This is a genomic window from Nonomuraea ceibae (assembly GCF_019396325.1).
Lineage (GTDB): Bacteria > Actinomycetota > Actinomycetes > Streptosporangiales > Streptosporangiaceae > Nonomuraea > Nonomuraea ceibae.
Map to the genome: position 1 here is coordinate 116545 of NZ_JAHKRO010000008.1, position 17771 is coordinate 134315.

At 70.8% G+C, this 17771-nt stretch carries 15 protein-coding genes; 10 read left to right on the plus strand and 5 right to left on the minus strand.

The window, feature by feature from the left end; genetic code table 11:
- The first annotated feature begins 124 nt into the window (after positions 1 to 124).
- On the plus strand, positions 125 to 2314 hold the full coding sequence (locus KME80_RS08355) for a RelA/SpoT family protein (RefSeq protein WP_219502174.1): 2190 nt from the start codon (positions 125 to 127) through the stop codon (positions 2312 to 2314).
- Here KME80_RS08355 and KME80_RS08360 read toward each other — a convergent pair.
- From KME80_RS08360 to KME80_RS08375, 4 genes are all read right to left on the minus strand, one after another.
- A complete protein-coding gene (locus KME80_RS08360) occupies positions 2311 to 3402 on the minus strand; it encodes a cupin domain-containing protein (RefSeq protein WP_219502176.1) in 1092 nt (363 codons plus the stop codon). The two genes, KME80_RS08355 and KME80_RS08360, sit on opposite strands and share 4 nt — an antisense overlap.
- A 17-nt stretch (positions 3403 to 3419) precedes the next feature.
- Positions 3420 to 3872: a GNAT family N-acetyltransferase gene (locus tag KME80_RS08365; protein WP_219502278.1), complete on the minus strand. Its 453-nt coding sequence runs from the start codon at positions 3870 to 3872 to the stop codon at positions 3420 to 3422.
- On the minus strand, positions 3869 to 5098 hold the full coding sequence (locus tag KME80_RS08370; protein WP_219502179.1) for a DUF349 domain-containing protein: 1230 nt from the start codon (positions 5096 to 5098) through the stop codon (positions 3869 to 3871). Before KME80_RS08370 ends, KME80_RS08365 begins: the two co-directional genes overlap by 4 nt.
- A 61-nt stretch (positions 5099 to 5159) precedes the next feature.
- On the minus strand, positions 5160 to 6029 hold the full coding sequence (locus KME80_RS08375) for a peptidylprolyl isomerase (protein WP_308125660.1): 870 nt from the start codon (positions 6027 to 6029) through the stop codon (positions 5160 to 5162).
- A gap of 139 nt (positions 6030 to 6168) precedes the next feature.
- Here KME80_RS08375 and KME80_RS08380 point away from each other — a divergent pair, with 139 nt between their 5' ends.
- The 3 genes from KME80_RS08380 to aspS are packed head-to-tail and all read left to right on the plus strand — an operon-like array spanning position 6169 to position 9838.
- On the plus strand, positions 6169 to 6849 hold the full coding sequence (locus tag KME80_RS08380) for an MBL fold metallo-hydrolase (protein WP_219502183.1): 681 nt from the start codon (positions 6169 to 6171) through the stop codon (positions 6847 to 6849).
- Positions 6849 to 8108: a histidine--tRNA ligase gene (hisS, locus tag KME80_RS08385; RefSeq protein WP_219502190.1), complete on the plus strand. Its 1260-nt coding sequence runs from the start codon at positions 6849 to 6851 to the stop codon at positions 8106 to 8108. The genes KME80_RS08380 and hisS overlap by 1 nt, the downstream gene beginning before the upstream one ends.
- The gene (gene aspS, locus KME80_RS08390; RefSeq protein ID WP_219502191.1) at positions 8105 to 9838 is read left to right on the plus strand and encodes an aspartate--tRNA ligase; all 1734 of its coding nucleotides are present in this window, start codon (positions 8105 to 8107) and stop codon (positions 9836 to 9838) included. The genes hisS and aspS overlap by 4 nt, the downstream gene beginning before the upstream one ends.
- Positions 9839 to 9908: 70 nt before the next feature.
- On the opposite strand, the gene KME80_RS08395 is transcribed toward aspS, so the two are convergent.
- The gene (locus tag KME80_RS08395) at positions 9909 to 10805 is read right to left on the minus strand and encodes a peptidylprolyl isomerase (RefSeq protein ID WP_219502192.1); all 897 of its coding nucleotides are present in this window, start codon (positions 10803 to 10805) and stop codon (positions 9909 to 9911) included.
- Positions 10806 to 11033: 228 nt separating this feature from the next.
- Here KME80_RS08395 and KME80_RS08400 point away from each other — a divergent pair, with 228 nt between their 5' ends.
- The 6 genes from KME80_RS08400 to mltG all read left to right on the plus strand — a co-directional run bounded on the left by KME80_RS08400 (position 11034) and on the right by mltG (position 17765).
- Positions 11034 to 12284: a replication-associated recombination protein A gene (locus KME80_RS08400; RefSeq protein ID WP_246644345.1), complete on the plus strand. Its 1251-nt coding sequence runs from the start codon at positions 11034 to 11036 to the stop codon at positions 12282 to 12284.
- A 77-nt stretch (positions 12285 to 12361) separates the two neighbouring features.
- Entirely contained in the window at positions 12362 to 12733 is a 372-nt protein-coding gene (locus KME80_RS08405) for a DUF948 domain-containing protein (RefSeq protein ID WP_049568533.1), read from the plus strand.
- An 8-nt stretch (positions 12734 to 12741) separates the two neighbouring features.
- Positions 12742 to 12972 (plus strand): hypothetical protein, encoded by a 231-nt coding sequence (locus tag KME80_RS08410; RefSeq protein WP_219502194.1) that lies wholly within the window; start codon positions 12742 to 12744, stop codon positions 12970 to 12972.
- A gap of 17 nt (positions 12973 to 12989) precedes the next feature.
- The gene (alaS, locus tag KME80_RS08415; protein WP_219502195.1) at positions 12990 to 15662 is read left to right on the plus strand and encodes an alanine--tRNA ligase; all 2673 of its coding nucleotides are present in this window, start codon (positions 12990 to 12992) and stop codon (positions 15660 to 15662) included.
- A gap of 1 nt (position 15663) precedes the next feature.
- Positions 15664 to 16146 carry a Holliday junction resolvase RuvX gene (gene ruvX / locus KME80_RS08420; RefSeq protein WP_219502196.1) on the plus strand — a complete coding sequence of 161 codons (483 nt, stop codon included), beginning with the start codon at positions 15664 to 15666 and terminating at the stop codon, positions 16144 to 16146.
- A gap of 476 nt (positions 16147 to 16622) precedes the next feature.
- Positions 16623 to 17765: an endolytic transglycosylase MltG gene (gene mltG, locus KME80_RS08425; RefSeq protein ID WP_246644321.1), complete on the plus strand. Its 1143-nt coding sequence runs from the start codon at positions 16623 to 16625 to the stop codon at positions 17763 to 17765.
- The last annotated feature ends 6 nt before the right edge of the window (positions 17766 to 17771 follow it).

A 17771-nucleotide genomic window follows, 5' to 3' on the forward strand; every position in this document is an offset into this window, starting at 1 on the left:
GACTCGAAAGTGAGGAGTCTGAGTGCCCCGTGATGTGGTCGCGCCCGACGTAGCGGACGCAGGCAGCGCCGAGACCGTGCCCGGCGCGCCCGCGGCACGTCGACGGCGATTTGGGGGTGGTGGCATGAACCCGGTGCTGGAGCCGCTGTTCCGGACCGTCCGCGCCACCCATCCCAAGGCCGACCTGCGGCTGATCGAGCGCGCCTACGACGTGGCCGCCTATCACCACCGCGATCAGAAGCGCAAGAGCGGCGACCCGTACATCACGCACCCGCTGGCCGTGGCGACGATCCTGGCCGAGCTCGGCACCGACGACGAGACGCTCTGCGCCGCCCTGCTGCACGACACGGTCGAGGACACCGCCTACAGCCTGGACGAGCTGCGCGGCGACTTCGGCGACACGATCGGCTCGCTGGTCGACGGCGTCACCAAGCTCGACAAGGTCAAGTTCGGTGACGCCGCCCAGGCCGAGACCGTGCGCAAGATGGTCGTCGCCATGTCGCGCGACATCCGGGTGCTCATCATCAAGCTGGCCGACCGGCTCCACAACATGCGCACGATGCGCTACCTGCCCGAGCACAAGCGCCACCAGAAGTCCCGCGAGACCCTGGAGATCTTCGCCCCGCTGGCCCACCGCCTGGGCATGAACACGATCAAGTGGGAGCTGGAGGACCTGGCGTTCGCCATGCTCTACCCCAAGCGCTACGACGAGATCGCGCGCATGGTGTCGGAGCGGGCGCCGCGTCGCGACCTGTTCCTGCAGGAGGTCATCGAGAAGGTCTCCGGCGACCTGCGCGACGCCAAGATCCGCGCCGTGGTCAAGGGCCGGCCGAAGCACTACTACTCGGTCTACCAGAAGATGATCGCCCGCGACGTGGCCTTCGACGACATCTACGACCTGGTGGGCATCCGGGTCCTCGTCGACAGCGTGCGCGACTGCTATGCGGCGCTCGGAACGATCCACGCGCGCTGGAACCCGGTCCCTGGCCGGTTCAAGGACTACATCGCGATGCCCAAGTTCAACATGTACCAGTCGCTACACACGACGGTGATCGGTCCCGAGGGCAAGCCGGTGGAGCTGCAGATCCGCACCCACGGCATGCACCACAGGGCCGAATACGGCGTGGCCGCGCACTGGAAGTACAAGGAGGAGGTCGGCGGCCCCGGACCCGCCGGCAAGGTCAAGCCGGGCAGCGACATGGCCTGGCTGCGCCAGCTCCTCGACTGGCAGAAGGAGACCGCCGACCCGGGCGAGTTCCTGGAGTCGCTGCGCTTCGACCTGTCGGTGTCGGAGGTCTACGTCTTCACCCCCAAGGGCCAGGTCATCCCGCTGCCCGAAGGGGGCACGCCGGTCGACTTCGCCTACGCCGTGCACACCGAGGTGGGCCACCGGTGCATCGGCGCCCGGGTCAACGGCCGGCTGGTGCCGCTGGAGTCGCGGCTGGGCAACGGCGACACCGTCGAGATCTTCACCTCCAAGTCGCCCGACGCCGGGCCGTCGCGCGACTGGCTCAAGTTCGTCAAGTCCGGCCGCGCCCGTAACAAGATCCGGCAGTGGTTTTCCAAGGAGCGCCGCGAGACCGCGATCGAGGCGGGCAAGGAGGCCATCGGGCGGGCGATGCGCAAGCAGGGCCTGCCGCTGCAGCGGCTGATGTCCGGCGAGGCGCTGCTGGCCCTGGCCCGCGACCTGCGCTACCCGGACGTCTCGGCCCTGTACGCGGCCGTGGGCGAGGGCCACACGGCCGCGCAGACGGTCGTGCAGAAGCTCGTGGCGTCCATCGGCGGGGTGGAGAGCGCCGAGGAGGACATCGCCGAGACGTCGCTGCCCACGCGCCTGCGCGGCCGTCCCAGGGGCGGCGGGGCCGGCGTGGTCGTGGCGGGCGACGCCGACGTGTGGGTGCGGCTGTCCAAGTGCTGCACGCCGGTGCCCGGTGACGAGATCGTCGGGTTCGTCACCCGCGGCCACGGCGTCTCGGTGCACCGCGCCGACTGCACCAACGTCCAGCAGCTGCGCACTCAGCCCGACCGGCTGGTCGAGGTGAGCTGGTCGCCGGGCGACGACAGCGTGTTCCTGGTGGCGATCCAGGTGGAGGCGCTCGACCGGCCGCGCCTGCTGTCCGACGTCACCCGTACGCTGTCCGACCAGCACGTCAACATCCTCAGCGCCTCCGTCACCACCTCGCGCGACCGGGTGGCGGTCAGCAAGTTCACCTTCGAGATGGGCGATCCCAAGCACCTGGGCCACGTGCTCAAGGCCGTCAGGAGCATCCAGGGCGTCTTCGACGTCTACCGGGTGAGCGGCGCGGGCAGCTAGCGGGGCCGCAGGTCGGGCAGGTTGACGACGATCGCCTCCTGGGTGCTGCGCGCGATGACGACGACGGCCTCCCGCGACGGGTCGGGGTTCTCCTCGCGGTGCGGCACGTACGGGGGCACGAAGACGTAGTCGCCGGGCCCGGTGTCGACGCGCCGCTCGCGACCGTCCTCCAGGAAGACGAACGACGGGGTGCCGCTGACCACGTAGATGGCGGTCTCCGAGGCGCCGTGGTGGTGGTCGGCCGAGCGGGTGGCGGGGGAGACGTGCGTCTGGCCCATCCACAGCCGCCGTGACCCGGTCGTGCCGTCGCTGATCGCGGCCAGCCGCCGCATGCCGGGCGTCTGCGCGGTGCCGCCGGACAGGCCGGAGGACGGCACGTGGCGCAGCGGCTGGTGGAACGGGTCGGCCTCGATGCGGTGGCCCTCCCACAGGCGGCCGCCGGCGCGGTCGAGGACGCCGGTCGCGGCGGCGGCCAGCCGGGCCGGGTCGTCGCGGGCGGCCAGCAGCTCGGCGGCCAGCTCGGGGTCCTGGGCGCGCAGCTCGCGCAGCAGCCACTTGCCGTCGCCGTGCCAGCGGCCCGCCAGCGACAGTGCCAGCCGGGCGGTCTCCTCGACGACGTGCCAGGAGGTGAAGGCGCGCTCGCCGGGGTCGCCGCCGCCCGCCAGGTCGTCCAGCAGGTCCGACAGCACGTAGCGGGCCCGGTCGAGCCGGGGCGCGGGCAGCGGGCCAGGACCGGCGTCGAGGCGGGCGCGCAGCTCGCGCTGGAGCTCGGCGGCCTGGCCGTCCGAGCGGTCCACGAGCAGGACGCCGTCGGCGCACAGGCGCATCAGCGTGGGCCGGTCGCGCGCGACGTCCTGCTCGACGAAGGCGAGCAGGCTGGTGCGGCTGTGCACGAGCAGCTCCACCGGCCACTCCCGCCACCGGCGCGACTCCTTCACCGGCCGGGCCAGGCCGTCGATCACCACGACGACGTCGAGGTCGGAGGTGGGCGTGCGCCGCCCGGTCACCGAGCTGCCGCCGAGGAAGGCGTACAGGGCGCCGGGAAAGAGCTCCTCGACGAGGGTGCGCGCGGCCGTCACGGGATCCATGACGGCCAGCATAGGTCTCAGAGCTGCCGGGAGAACGTGACCAGGTCGTTACCGGGGCCGTTGTAGCCGGGCACCGGCGGGCTCACCTCGAATCCCAGACGCCGGTGGAAGGCGATCGACGCCGTGTTGACGGGGGAGGTGATCGCCCTGACCACGTGGCAGCCGTGCTCACGGGCCAGGTCGAAGAAGCGCCCGTACAGGCGCCTGCCCAGGCCGGCCGCCCGCTCGCGCGGGCTGACGCCGACGAAGTGGATGTACGCCTCGCCGGGCAGCGACGGCGAGACGAGGCCGACGAGGAAGCCGGCCAGCCCGGCCGGCCCCTCGGCGACGAAGCTCGTGCGGTGAAAGTGGTCGAGGAAGAGCCGGGGGAGCACGGGCAGTATCGGCCGCCCCCACCACTCGTCGACCACCGCCGCGATCGCGTCATAGTCGCCGGGGACGGCGGACCGGATCTCGTCCACGCGCGTCAGCTGAACTCGGCCAGCGTGCGCTCGGCCTCCTCCAGCCAGGAGCGGCGCGCGATGATCGCCTCCTCGGCCTCCTTGGCGTCCTTGGCCCGGCCGTTGGCCTGGGCCTTGGCCAGCCGCTTCTCCAGCTGCTCGATCGAGGTGCGGAGCTGGTCGACCGTGCTCTGCGCGCGGGCGCGGGCCTCGGGGTTGGAGCGCTTCCACTCGGCGTCCTCGGCCTTGCGCACGGCGTCGTCGACCTTGCGCAGCCCGCCCTCCAGCCGGTCGCGCTGCTCGCGCGGCACCGGGCCGGCGGCCTCCCAGCGCTCCAGCAGGTTGCGCAGCGCCGCCCGGGCCGCGCGCACGTCGGTGACCGGGAGCAGCTTCTCGGCCTCGATCAGCAGCTCCTGCTTCACCTCCGCGTTGGCGGCCAGCGAGGCGTCACGCTCGGCGAAGACGGCCGAACGCGCCTGGAAGAACTGGTCCTGGGCGCCCTTGAAGCGCGCCCACAGCTCGTCCTCGACCTCGCGGGAGGCGCGGCCGGCGCTCTTCCAGCGCTGCATCAGGTCGCGGTAGACGGCCGCGGTCTCGCCCCAGTCGGTCGAGCCGGCGATCGCCTCCGCCTCGGCCACGATGGCCTCCTTGGCGGCGCGCACGCCCTCACGCTGCTCGTCGAGCCCGGCGAAGTACTGCTTGCGCCGCTTGGCGAAGGCCGTGCGGGCGGCCGAGAGCCGCTTCCACAGCTGCGCCTCGGTGACCCGGTCGATGCGGTCGGCGGCCTTCCACTCCTCGACGAGCTGGCGCAGCCGCTCGCCGCCGGACTTCCAGTGAGTGGTCTCGTCGGCGATGCGCTCGGCCTCGGCGACGATCCGCTCCTTGACGCCCCTGGCCTCGACCCGGGCCTGCTCACGCGCCGCCTTGACCTCCTCGCGGCGCTGGGCGACCAGCTCCGAGAGGGTGTCGAGGCGGGCCGTCAGCGCGCCCAGGTCGCCGACGGCGTGCGCGTCGGAGACCGCCTCACGCAGCTTGACGATGCTGGCCTCGGCCTGCGCCGGAGCCAGGTCGGTGCCGCGCACGCGCTGCTCCAGGAGCTGGACCTGGCCGGCCAGTTCGTCGTACTTGCGATGGAAGTAGGCCAGTGCCTCTTCGGGCTCGCCGGCCTGCCAGGACCCGACGGCCCGCTCTCCCTCAGCCGTACGCACGTAGACGGTGCCGTCGTCGTCTACCCGGCCCCACGGGTCGGTGCTCACCGTGTCCTCCCGCACTTTCCATCAGACCCTTCGGGACTCTTCGTCCCTAGTTTGTATTACGTCAGCTCTTGCCACTGATTGTCACGTCTTTGATTTCGACGGTTTCCTTGGGAGCTCCGGTCCCATCACCCGAATCGCCGATGACGCCCGCCTTGTTCACCTTGTCCAGGATGTCGAGCCCCTTCGTGATCGTACCCACCGGTGTGTAATCGGGGGTGAGACCGATGTCGCCGTACACGAGGAAGAACTGGCTCCCCGTCGAGCCCGGCGCCTGCGTCTTGGCCATCGCCATCACGCCGCGCTTGTAGGTGGCGCCCTCCAGGTTCTCCTCGACCATCACGTAGCCGGGCCCGCCCGAGCCGTCGCCCTGGGCCTTGCCGTCGGCCTTGGCCTTCGGGTCGCCGCACTGCAGCATCGGGAACTTGTCGTTGCCGAGCCGGTGGCACTTGCTGCCGTCGTAGAAGTTCTTGCTCGCCAGGTGGTCCAGCGAGTTGACGGTGCACGGCGCCTTGGCGTTGTCCAGCGTCACCACGATGTCGCCGAGATTGGTCTCCAGCGTCATCGTCTTGGTGGCCGGCTTGAGCTTCACCTCCGCCGGCGGCATGCCGACGTCCTTGACCTGTCCGCCCGCCGTGTCGGCGACGTAGCCGCACGTGCCGGTCGCCGGATCGTACGGCTTGGGCTGCGCGGCCGCGGAGGCGGTCTCCTGCGGCGCGGAGGCGGTCGGGGTGCTGGCTGCCTCCGTCGCGGAGTCGCCACCGCCCAGCATCGCCACCGCGGCGACGATGCCGCCCACCACGACGACCACGCCCACCGTGGAGCCGATGATCGCGGTGCGCTTGTTGCGCTGCTCACGCTCCAGGCGGCGCTGCATCTGCCGCTCGTAGTGCTCGCGTGCCAGCTGCTTCTGCCGGTCCTTCCCCGTGGCCACCGCTTTGCCTCCCATAGTCAATCAACTGAGGTGGGCGAATCGTATCGGCCAACGGGTAATGATTCGCAGCCCGGCGACCCGCACCGGTACCCTTCGGTTACATTCCCATTGGCATTTTTGACGAGATCAGCTGAGGCAGATGCTCATCGCCGGCTTCCCCGCAGGGGCCTTCCAGGCCAATTGTTACGCCGTCGCGCCCGCTGCGGGCGAGGAGTGCGTCATCATCGACCCAGGTCAGGACGCCACCGAGGGAGTCGAGGAGCTGCTGCGCGAGCACCGCCTCAAGCCGGTCGCGGTCCTGCTCACCCACGGCCACCTCGACCACGTGTGGTCGGTGGCCCCGGTCTGCGGCGCGCGCGACGTCCCCGCCTGGATCCACCCCGAGGACCGGCACCTGCTGAGCGACCCGGCGGCCGGCTGGTCGCCGACGAGCGCGTCGCTGTTCGGCGGCATCACGCTGAGCGAGCCCGACGACGTCCGCGAGCTGTCCGACGGCGCCGTGCTGGAGCTGGCCGGCATGGAGTTCACCGTCGACCACACGCCCGGCCATACCAGGGGGTCGGTGAGCTTCAGGCTGCCCGCTGACGAGATCATGTTCGCGGGTGACCTGCTGTTCGCCGGCTCCATCGGCCGCACCGACCTGCCGGGCGGTGACTATCCGACGATCCTGCGCAGCCTCGCTGCCAAGTGCCTGACGCTGCCTGACGATACGGTCGTCCTGCCGGGCCACGGACCACAGACCACGATCGGCCACGAGCGCGCCACCAATCCTTATCTCAAGGAGGCCGCGCCGCACGCCGGTCCCACACGAGGAATCTGATGACTTTCCAAGCACCGAAGGGCACGTTCGACTGGCTGCCACCCCGCTCCGAGCAGGTTCTCGCCGTCCGCGAGGCGCTCGTCGCCCCGGTACGGCTGGCGGGCTACGGCTATGTCGAGACGCCCGTCTTCGAAGACACGCAGCTGTTCGCCAGGGGCGTAGGCGAGTCGACCGACATCGTCTCCAAGGAGATGTACACCTTCCCCGACAAGGCCGGCCGCTCGCTGACCCTGCGGCCCGAGGGCACCGCGTCCGTGGTGCGCGCCGTCCTGCAGCACAACCTGCAGGCCGGGCAGCTCCCGGTCAAGCTGTGGTACTCCGGCAGCCAGTTCCGCTACGAGAACGTGCAGAAGGGCCGCTACCGGCACTTCTGGCAGGTCGGCGCGGAGGCGCTCGGCACCGAGGACCCCGCGCTCGACACCGAGCTGATCGTGCTGGCCGCCCGGGGCTTCGCCGCGCTGGGGCTGCGCAACGTCCGGCTGCTGCTCAACTCGCTGGGTGACAAGACCTGCCGGCCCGTCTACCGGGCGGCGCTGCAGGACTTCCTGCGCGGCCTCGACCTCGACGACGACACCCGCGCCCGGATCGAGATCAACCCGTTGCGCGTGCTGGACGACAAGCGGCCCGAGGTGCAGGCCCAGCTCACCGGCGCGCCGCTGATCGTCGACCACCTGTGCGAGGGCTGCAAGGCCTACCACGAGGAGGTCCGGTCCCTGCTGACCGCCTCCGGCATCGCCTTCGAGGACGACCCCAAGCTCGTGCGCGGCCTCGACTACTACACCCGCACCACGTTCGAGTTCGTGCACGGCGGGCTCGGCTCGCAGTCGGCCATCGGCGGCGGCGGACGCTACGACGGCCTCAGCGAGATGCTCGGCGGCCCGCCGCTGCCCAGCGTCGGCTGGGCGCTCGGCGTCGACCGCACGTTCCTGGCGATGGAGGCCGAGGGCCTGCTGCCCGAGACCGCGCCAGGCCGCGTCCAGGTGTACGGTGTCGCGCTGGGCGACGACGCCCGCCGCCGGATGTTCCACCTCGTCGCGGAGCTGCGCGGGGCGGGCGTCAGCGCCGACATGGCCTTCGGCGGCAAGGGGCTCAAGGGCGCGATGAAGGGCGCCGACCGCTCGGGCGCCCGGTTCGCGCTCATCCTGGGCGAGCGTGACCTGGCCGCCGGGGCCGCGCAAGTGAAAGACCTGACCACCGCTGAGCAGACCGAGGTGCCGCTGGCCCAGGTCGTCGACGTCTTGAAGGGGAAAGTGCAGTGATCCGCACGCATAAGGCCGGGGAGCTCCGCGAGGAGCACGCCGGGCAGCAGGTGACGCTCGCAGGATGGGTGGCCCGCCGCCGTGATCACGGCGGCGTGGTCTTCATCGACCTGCGCGACGCCTCCGGCTCGGCGCAGGTGGTCTTCCGCGAGGAGGACCACGCCCACGACCTGCGCGCCGAATACTGCGTGCAGGTGTCCGGCCTGGTACGGGTGCGGCCCGAGGGCAACGAGAACCCCGAGCTGCCCACCGGCGCGATCGAGGTCGTGGCCGAGACGGTCGAGGTGCTCAGCGAGTCGGCGCCGCTGCCGTTCCCCATCGAGGGCAACGTGGGGGTGTCGGAGGAGGCGCGGCTGAAGTACCGCTACCTCGACATCCGCCGCCAGCAGGTCGCCGCCGCGATGCGCACCCGCTCCAAGGCCACCTACCTGGCCAACGAGGTGATGAACGAGCTCGGCTTCGTCTACGTCGAGACGCCGACGCTCACCCGCTCCACGCCCGAGGGCGCGCGCGACTTCCTGGTGCCGGTGCGCCTGCAGCCGGGCAACTGGTACGCGCTGCCGCAGTCGCCGCAGCTGTTCAAGCAGCTGCTCCAGGTGGCCGGGCTGGAGCGCTACTACCAGCTCGCCAAGTGCTACCGCGACGAGGACCTGCGCGCCGACCGTCAGCCGGAGTTCACCCAGATCGACGTCGAGATGTCCTTCGTCGACCAGGAGGACGTCATCGAGGTCGGCGAGAAGCTGATCGGCAGGCTGTGGCGGGAGATCCTCGGCTACGAGATCCCCATGCCGCTGCCCCGCATGACCTACGCCGACGCGATGGCCCGCTACGGCTCCGACAAGCCCGACCTGCGCTTCGGCCAGGAGCTCGTCGAGATGACGGACTACTTCGCCGGCACGTCGTTCCGCGTCTTCCAGGCCGACTACGTCGGCGCGGTCGTCATGCCCGGCGGCGCCTCGCAGACGCGCAAGGAGCTCGACGGCTGGCAGGAGTGGGCGCGCAGCCGCGGCGCCAAGGGCCTGGCGTACGTGCTCGTCCAGGAGGACGGCACGCTCGGCGGCCCGGTGGCCAAGAACCTGTCGGAGTCCGAGACCTCGGGCCTGGCGGCGAAGGTCGGCGCGCAGCCGGGCGACGCCGTCTTCTTCGCGGCCGGCGCCCGCGGCGCCTCGCGCGACCTGCTCGGCGCGGCCCGGCTGGAGATCGGCCGCCGCTGCGGGCTCATCGACGAGTCGCAGTGGTCGTTCCTGTGGGTCGTGGACGCGCCCATGTTCGAGGAGGACGGCGAGGGCGGCTGGACGGCCGTGCACCACCCGTTCACCGGCCCCAAGCCCGAATGGGCCGACAACTTCCAGGACCACCCGGCCGAGGCGCTGGCCTACGCCTACGACATGGTCTGCAACGGCATGGAGATCGGCGGCGGCTCCATCCGTATCCACCGCGCCGAGATGCAGCAGCGCGTCTTCGACGTGCTCGGCATCTCCAAGGAGGAGGCGGAGAGCAAGTTCGGCTTCCTGCTGGAGGCGTTCAAGTACGGCCCGCCGCCGCACGGCGGCATCGCCTACGGCTGGGACCGGATCTGCATGCTGCTGTCGGGCGGCGACTCGATCCGCGACGTGATCGCGTTCCCGAAGACCGCCTCCGGCTTCGACCCGCTCACCGGCGCGCCCACGCCCATCACCGGCGTCCAGCGCAAGGAGGCGGGCGTCGACGCCCAGCCCAAGGAGAGCTGAGCCTCCGGCGCGCATGACAACGGCAGGCGTCCGACGGGACGCCTGCCGTTGTCGTTGCCGTCGCCGCTCGTCAGGTGAGGGTGACCTTCTTGATGATGATCGGCGTCTTGGGGGCCGTGGAGCCGCCGTCGCCGGTGATGTCGTTCTCGTTGACGATGACGCCGTCCTTGGCGACCTTCTCGATGATCTCCAGGCCCGACTGGACCATGCCGAGCACCGAGTAGACCGGGTCGATCTGGGCGTTCTCGTCCGAGAGCGAGATGGCGAACTGGCTGCTGTTCTGCCCGGCGGCGTCCTGCGGCTGGGTGAGGAACACCACGCCCTTCGTGTACGGCACCAGGCCCGCGGCCTCGTCACGGAAGACGTAGCCGGCCGTGCCCTGGCCGTCGGTCGGGTTCTTGCCGTCGGCCTTGGCCTTCGGGTCGCCGCACTGCAGCAGGAACAGGCCGGACGTCTCCGGGGTCACCAGGCGGTGGCACTTGGTGTTGTCGTAGAAGCCCTTCTTGGCCAGGAAGGCCATCGAGTTGACCGAGCACGGCGTGACCGCCGGGTCGACCTGGATGACGATGTCGCCGTGGTTGGTGGTGATCGTCATCTTCGAGAGCTTCATGTTGGGCTTCTTGCCCGGCATGCCCACGTACTTGACCGGGACACCGGAGGTGTCCTTCTTGTAGTCGCACGTCACGGGGCCGGTCGGCGTCGCCGTGGGCGACGGCATCTCGGTCACCGGCGGCGAGGGCGTGGCGGAGGCCGTGGGCGTGGTCGCCGCCGCGACCGTCTGCTTGTCGTCGCCGCCGACGAGGGTGGTCACCGCGAAGATGCCGCCCGCCACCACGGCCACGGCCACGCCGGCGCCGATGAAGGTGTTGCGCCTGGCCTTGGACGCCTGGCCCGCCGCGCGCTGCGCCTGCCGCTCCTTGTGCTCGCGAGCCAGCTGGCTCTGGCGGTCGTCGTCGTCGCCGCTCACCGGTATGTCCTCCATCTTTGCTGACACATGACCAAATAACTCCGCGAATGCTACCGGCCCCGCGATGTGCCGGACGTAAGTGACGAAAACTCACCGCAGTGACTCGACGGCGCTGACCACGGACGCGACCCGGGACGACCGGTGGCGGCGGGCGCGTAAACTCGCGATGTGGAGAGTCTGTTCGATTCAGCGGCTGAGGAGGCCACGCCGCAGCCTCTGGCGGTCCGCATGCGGCCCCGCACGCTCGACGAGGTGATCGGCCAGCGCCACCTGCTCGGCGCCGGCACGCCCCTGCGCCGGCTGGTCGAGAGCGAGGCGCCGATGTCGCTGTTCCTGTGGGGACCGCCCGGCACCGGCAAGACCACGCTGGCCTACGTGGTCTCCAACGTCACCAAGCGGCGCTTCGTGGAGATCTCCGCCGTCTCGGCCGGGGTCAAGGACGTCCGGGCCGCCATCGACGACGCCCGCCGCCAGCTCGGCATGTCCGGCCGCCAGACCGTGCTGTTCGTCGACGAGGTCCACCGCTTCAACAAGGCCCAGCAGGACGCGCTGCTGCCCGCCGTGGAGAACCGCTGGGTCACCTTCATCGGCGCCACCACCGAGAACCCCGCCTTCTCCGTCATCTCGCCGCTGCTGTCGCGCTCGCTGCTGCTCACGCTGGAGTCGCTGACCGACGACGACATCGCCGCCGTGCTGCGGCGCGCGGTCTCCGACGAGCGCGGGCTCGGCGGGCGCGCCACGCTCGCCGACGAGGCGCTGGAGCACCTGGTCCGGCTGGCCGGCGGCGACGCCCGCCGCTCGCTGACCTACCTGGAGGCCGCCGCGCTGCTCGACGACGAGATCACGGTCGAGGTCGTGGAGAAGGCCGCCGACAAGGCCGCCGTCCGCTACGACCGGCAGGGCGACCAGCACTACGACGTCATCAGTGCCTTCATCAAGTCGATGCGCGGCTCCGACGCCGACGCCGCGCTGCACTACCTGGCCCGGATGATCGAGGCCGGCGAGGACCCCCGGTTCATCGCCCGCCGCCTGGTCATCTTCGCCTCCGAGGACGTCGGCCTGGCCGACCCCACCTGCCTGCAGACCGCCGTCGCCGCCGCCCAGGCCGTGCAGCTCATCGGCCTGCCCGAGGGCCAGATCAACCTGGCGCACGCCGTCATCCACTGCGCGCTGGCGCCCAAGTCCAACGCCGTCGTCAAGGCCATCGGCGCGGCCGTCGGCGACGTGCGGCGCGGCCTCATCGGCCAGGTCCCCGGCCACCTGCGCGACGCCCACTACCCGGGCGCCGCCAAGCTGGGCCACGGCGAGGGCTACAAGTACCCGCACGACTTCGAGCACGGCCTGGTCCGCCAGCACTACGCGCCCGAGCAGGTGCGCGAGCGCCGCTACTACGAGCCGACCACGCACGGAGCCGAGGCGCCGGTCGCCGGACGCTGGGGAAAGATCCGCGAGTTCCTCAGGGGATCGGACCCGTCCTGACATGTCCTCACCGACCTCGTCCCCGGGACGCGATAGGGTCTTGGCGTTCCGGCCCAGCGTACGAGGGAGATGAGCGGATGCTTACCGCTGGAGAGGTCGCCGGGCTGATCGCCGCCACGGGATGGATCGTCCTGGTCTGCGTTCTCGCCATGGTGCTCGTCAAGCTCGCCAGGCTGCTCACCGAGACCACCAAGGCGGTCTCCGAGCTCAACGCGCGCCTGACGCCGCTGCTCGACGACATGAGCGTCACGGTCAACGAGACCAACCGGCAGCTCGTCGCGGTCGAGGCCATCGCCAGGGACGTCAAGCAGGTCAGCGGGCACGCCGCCAAGCTGAGCGCGGTGACCCAGACCGTCTTCACCGGGCCGCTGATCAAGGTGTCGTCGCTGAGCTACGGCGTCCGCAGGGCCATCGAGGCCCGCAGGCCGCGCAAGGCCGGGCGGCGGTGATCACGGCGATGATCAGACGGCTGTTCTACCTGTCGCTCGGCGCGCTCATCACGCTGTGGGTGATGCGCAGGCTGCAGGCGCTGCACCCCAACCACATCGCCCGCCGCACCGCCGACGGCGCCGCGGGCATGCTCGTGCGGGTGAGAGACTTTACCTCCGACGCGCTCGGCGAGGCCGCCGGACGCGAAATCGAGTTGCGGGCCCGCTTCGGTCTCGACAACGCTGAAGACAACCACTAAAGCAAAGGATGGCCACCATGGAGTCGGCAGAGATCGCGCGCCGCTTCCTGCGCTTCTTCGAGGAGCGTGGGCACAAAGTAGTGCCCTCGGCCAGCCTGATCGCAGAGGACCCCACGCTTCTCCTGGTTCCGGCCGGTATGGTGCCGTTCAAGCCGTACTTCCTGGGGCAGCGCAAGCCTCCGGCGTCCCGGCTGGCCACCGCCCAGAAGTGCGTGCGCACCCCCGACATCGACGAGGTCGGCAAGACCACCCGTCACGCCACGTTCTTCCAGATGCTCGGCAACTTCTCCTTCGGCGACTACTTCAAGGCCGAGGCGATCCCGTTCGCCTGGGAGCTGCTGACGCGCTCGGAGTCCGACGGCGGCTTCGGCTTCCCCGAGGAGAAGCTCTGGGCGACCGTCTACCTGGACGACGACGAGGCCTACGACCTCTGGCGCAACAAGGTCGGGCTGCCGGACGAGCGCATCCAGCGCCGCGGCCTGGAGGACAACTACTGGCACATGGGCGTCGCCGGCCCCGGCGGCCCCTGCTCGGAGATCTACTACGACCGCGGCCCCGAGTACGGCAAGGAAGGCGGGCCGGTCGCCGACGAGGACCGCTACCTCGAGGTGTGGAACCTCGTCTTCATGCAGTACCAGCTCAGCCAGGTCCGCACCAAGGTCGACTTCGACGTGGCGGGCGAGCTGCCGGCGAAGAACATCGACACCGGCATGGGCCTGGAGCGCATGGCGGCGATCCTGCAGGGCGTCGACAACATCTACGAGATCGACACCACGTACAAGATCCTCGACAAGGCGGCCGAGCTCACCAAGAGCCGCTACGGCAGCGACCCGCGCACCGACGTGAGCCTGCGCGTGATCGCCGACCACGTCCGCACCGGCACCATGCTGGTCGCCGACGGCGTGCTGCCCAGCAACGAGGGCCGCGGCTACGTGCTGCGCCGCATCCTGCGCCGCTCGGTGCGCAACCTGCGGCTGCTCGGCTCCGGTGACGAGCGCTACATGCACACCCTCACCGACGTGGCGATCAACGTCATGGGCGAGCAGTATCCCGAGCTCAAGGTCGACGCGCCGCAGATCCACGGGGTCATCGACGCCGAGGAGGCGTCGTTCCTCGGCACGCTGCGCACCGGCACGGCGATCTTCGACGTGGCCGTCGAGGAGACCAAGCGCAAGTCCGCAACGACGCTCTCCGGCGACCAGGCGTTCCAGCTTCACGACACCTACGGCTTCCCCATCGACCTCACCCTGGAGATGGCGGCCGAGCAGGGGCTCAAGGTCGACGAAGAGGGCTTCCGCCGGCTGATGAAGGAGCAGCGCGAGCGCGCCAAGGCCGACGCGGCGGCGAAGAAGACCGGCAACGCCGACATCTCCGTCTTCGGGCAGCTCCTGGAGAGCGCGGGCAAGGTCGAGTTCCTCGGCTACGACGAGACCGAGGCCGACACCACCGTCATCGGCATCCTGTCGGGCGGCGTCTCGGTCCCGGCGGCGGGCGCGGGCACCGAGGTCGAGGTCGTCCTCGGCCGCACCCCCTTCTACGCCGAGGGCGGCGGCCAGCTCGCCGACCAGGGCGTCATCCGCACCGCGGGCGCCGAGGTGGAGATCCACGACGTCCAGACGCCGGTCGCCGGCCTGGTCGTGCACCGCGGCAAGGTCCGCTCCGGCGAGCTGCGCGCGGGCGACGAGGCGCACGCGGAGATCGATCTGGAGCGCCGCCGCGCGATCTCGCGCAGCCACAGCGCCACCCACCTGGTCCACCGCGGCTTCAAGAACGCGCTCGGCGAGTCGGCGGCCCAGGCCGGCTCGGAGAACTCGCCCGGCCGCTTCCGCTTCGACTTCACCGCGGCCGGGGCGGTCCCGCCGAGCGTGCTGCGCGACGTCGAGGACGAGGTCAACGCCGTCCTGATCAACGACCTCAAGGTCAACGCCTTCTACACCTCGCAGGCCGAGGCGCGGGCGATGGGCGCGCTGGCGATGTTCGGCGAGAAGTACGGCGACGAGGTCCGCGTGGTCGAGATCGGCGACTACTCGCGCGAGCTGTGCGGCGGCACCCACGTGCACAGCTCCGGCCAGCTCGGCCTGGTCAAGGTGCTCGGCGAGCAGTCGGTCGGCGCGGGCGTGCGCCGCGTCGAGGCGCTGGTCGGCATCGACGCCTTCCGCTTCCTGGCGCGCGAGAGCCTGCTGGTCGCCCAGCTCACCGAGCAGCTCAAGGCGCGCCGCGAGGAGCTGCCCGAGCGCATCGAGGGCATCGTCACCCGGCTGCGCACCGCCGAGAAGGACCTGGAGAAGCTGCGCTCCGCCCAGGTGCTCCAGGTGGCGGGCGAGCTCGCCGCGCAGGCTGCCGACCTGCGCGGAGTCTCCGCGGTGACACACCGCGCGCCTGATGGCACCAGCGCCGACGATCTGCGTAAGCTCGCGCTTGACGTGCGCGGGAGGTTCCCGGCCGACCGTCCGGTGGTCATCGTGATCGCCGGAGTCCCCTCCGACCGGCCCGTGGTGGTTGCCGCGGTGAACGAGGCGGGACGCGAGCGCGGGCTCAAGGCCGGGAGACTGGTCGGCGTCGCCGCCAAGGCGCTTGGGGGTGGCGGTGGCGGCAAGGACGACGTCGCGCAGGGCGGTGGCACCAGGCCCGACGCGATCGACGACGCGTTGCGGCTGGTCGAGCAGGCCGTCGGCGAGCAGCTCGGCTGAGATGAGGTTCGGCACGCGGCTCGGCGTCGACGTCGGGTCCGTACGCATCGGCGTGGCGCGCAGCGACCCTTCGGGGATGCTCGCCACGCCGGTGGAGACCGTCAGGCGGGGCGAGGGCGACCTCGACCGCATCGCCGCGATCGCGGCAGAGCACGAGGCCGTCGAGGTGGTGGTGGGGCTGCCCACCTCGCTGTCCGGCCGACAGGGCCAGGCGGCCCAGCTGGCGCGCGAGTTCGCGGCGCGGCTGGCCGCCCGGCTGGCCCCCACGCCCGTCCGGCTCTTCGACGAGCGGCTCACCACGGTGGCCGCCCAGCAGGGGCTGCGGGCCAGCGGCGTGCGCGCCAAGAAGCAGCGCGGCGTCATCGACCAGGCGGCGGCCGTGGTGCTGCTGCAGGACGCGCTCGACGCCGAGCGCGCGACCCGCAGGCCGCCGGGCCGGCCGGTCGACCCGCCTTCCGCGACAGGCGACGGCCCGTCCGCATGACGGCCGTGCTCCACCGCTCGAAGATCGCTAAAGTGATCGTCGGCCGGTGCCGCGCGTGGAAACTGTTACCCAGCGTGACGATCAGATGCGCGTGGCGTGTCCGGCGACGGGTGATCCGCACCGGTTTAACGCGACGAATCCGGTGCATAGAATCACGAAATTCACCGACAAAGAGAGCGGGTTCGTGAGATACCGGAAAGAGCCGAACGACAACCTCGGGACGAACTGATGCTCGCCGGGCTGCATCCCACCCCGCGGGAGCGCGCCGGTGTCACCGCGCGAAGCTCCCGACCCGGGACACACACGCTCTTTCCGTCCTCTAGCATGGCTACTCACAGTGACCCCTGCCGGCCGTCGCAGCGTGTCCGGCACATCCCCCTCGTCCGCTCGGTGACCCCCCACCGCCGGGTGTCACCGAGTGACCCCGGGCCAGCAGTTCCGGGAGATTGGCCGGCTCACCTATGAACGATCTCGACATGGACTTCCTCCTCGGCGCCGAGGACGACGACGGCCGGGGCGGGCGTCGCGCCAGGGGCTCGGGCAGACGCGGCGGGCGCAGAAGGCGCAGGCGCCGCAGCCGGGGCCGCTTCCTGGCCCCGCTGCTCGCGTTCATCGTGCTGGCGGGCATCATCGGCGGTGGCGGCTACTACGGCTACCTGTGGGTCAGCGACGCCATCGTCCCCGACGACTACGCCGGCAAGGGCAGCGGCGAGGTCGTGATCGAGATCAAGGACGGCCAGAGCGCCTCCGAGGTGGCCCAGGAGCTGGAGCGGCAGGGGGTCGTCGCCAGCGCCAGGGCGTTCACCAACGCGGTCGACAGCGCGGGCAAGAGCTCGTCGCTGCAGCCCGGCTCGTACAAGCTCCGCAAGCAGATGGCCGCCGCCGAGGCCGTCAAGCTGCTCCACCCCGACGCGCGGCTGCGCCTGACGGTGACGCTCAAGGAGGGCCTGCGCCTCTCCGACACCTTCACCCAGCTCGCCGAGGCGACCGGCAGGAACGTGAAGGAGTTCGAGACCGCGGCCAAGAAGCCCGACGAGCTCGGCCTGCCCAGCTACGCCAAGGGCAAGCTGGAGGGCTACGCCTTCCCCGCCACCTATGAATTCCAGCCCAAGGCCACCGCGTCCGAGATGCTGGGCCAGATGGTCGAGCGGTTCAACCAGTCGGCCGAGAAGCACGACCTCAAGGCCGCCGCGAGGAAGCGCGGCTTCACCGCCCACCAGATGCTCACGATCGCCAGCATCGTCCAGGCCGAGGCGGGCCGGCACGAGGACATGGCCAAGATCGCCCGGGTCATCTACAACCGGCTCGACCACCAGCCGGAGATGCACCTGCGCATGGACAGCACGGTGATGTACGCCTGGAAGCGCTACAAGACCGCGGCCACGCACGCCGAGCTGGAGATCGATTCGCCGTACAACACCTACAAGCACCTCGGCCTGCCGCCGGGCCCGATCGCCAACCCCGGCGACCACGCGATCGAGGCGGCGCTGAATCCCGCCAAGGGCTCCTGGCTGTACTTCGTGGCCACCGATCCCAGCAGGAGCAGCGTGACCAAGTTCGCCACCACCGAGGCCGAGTTCGAGGCGCTGCTCGCCGAATACAGACGGAACGGCGGCTGAGCCGGG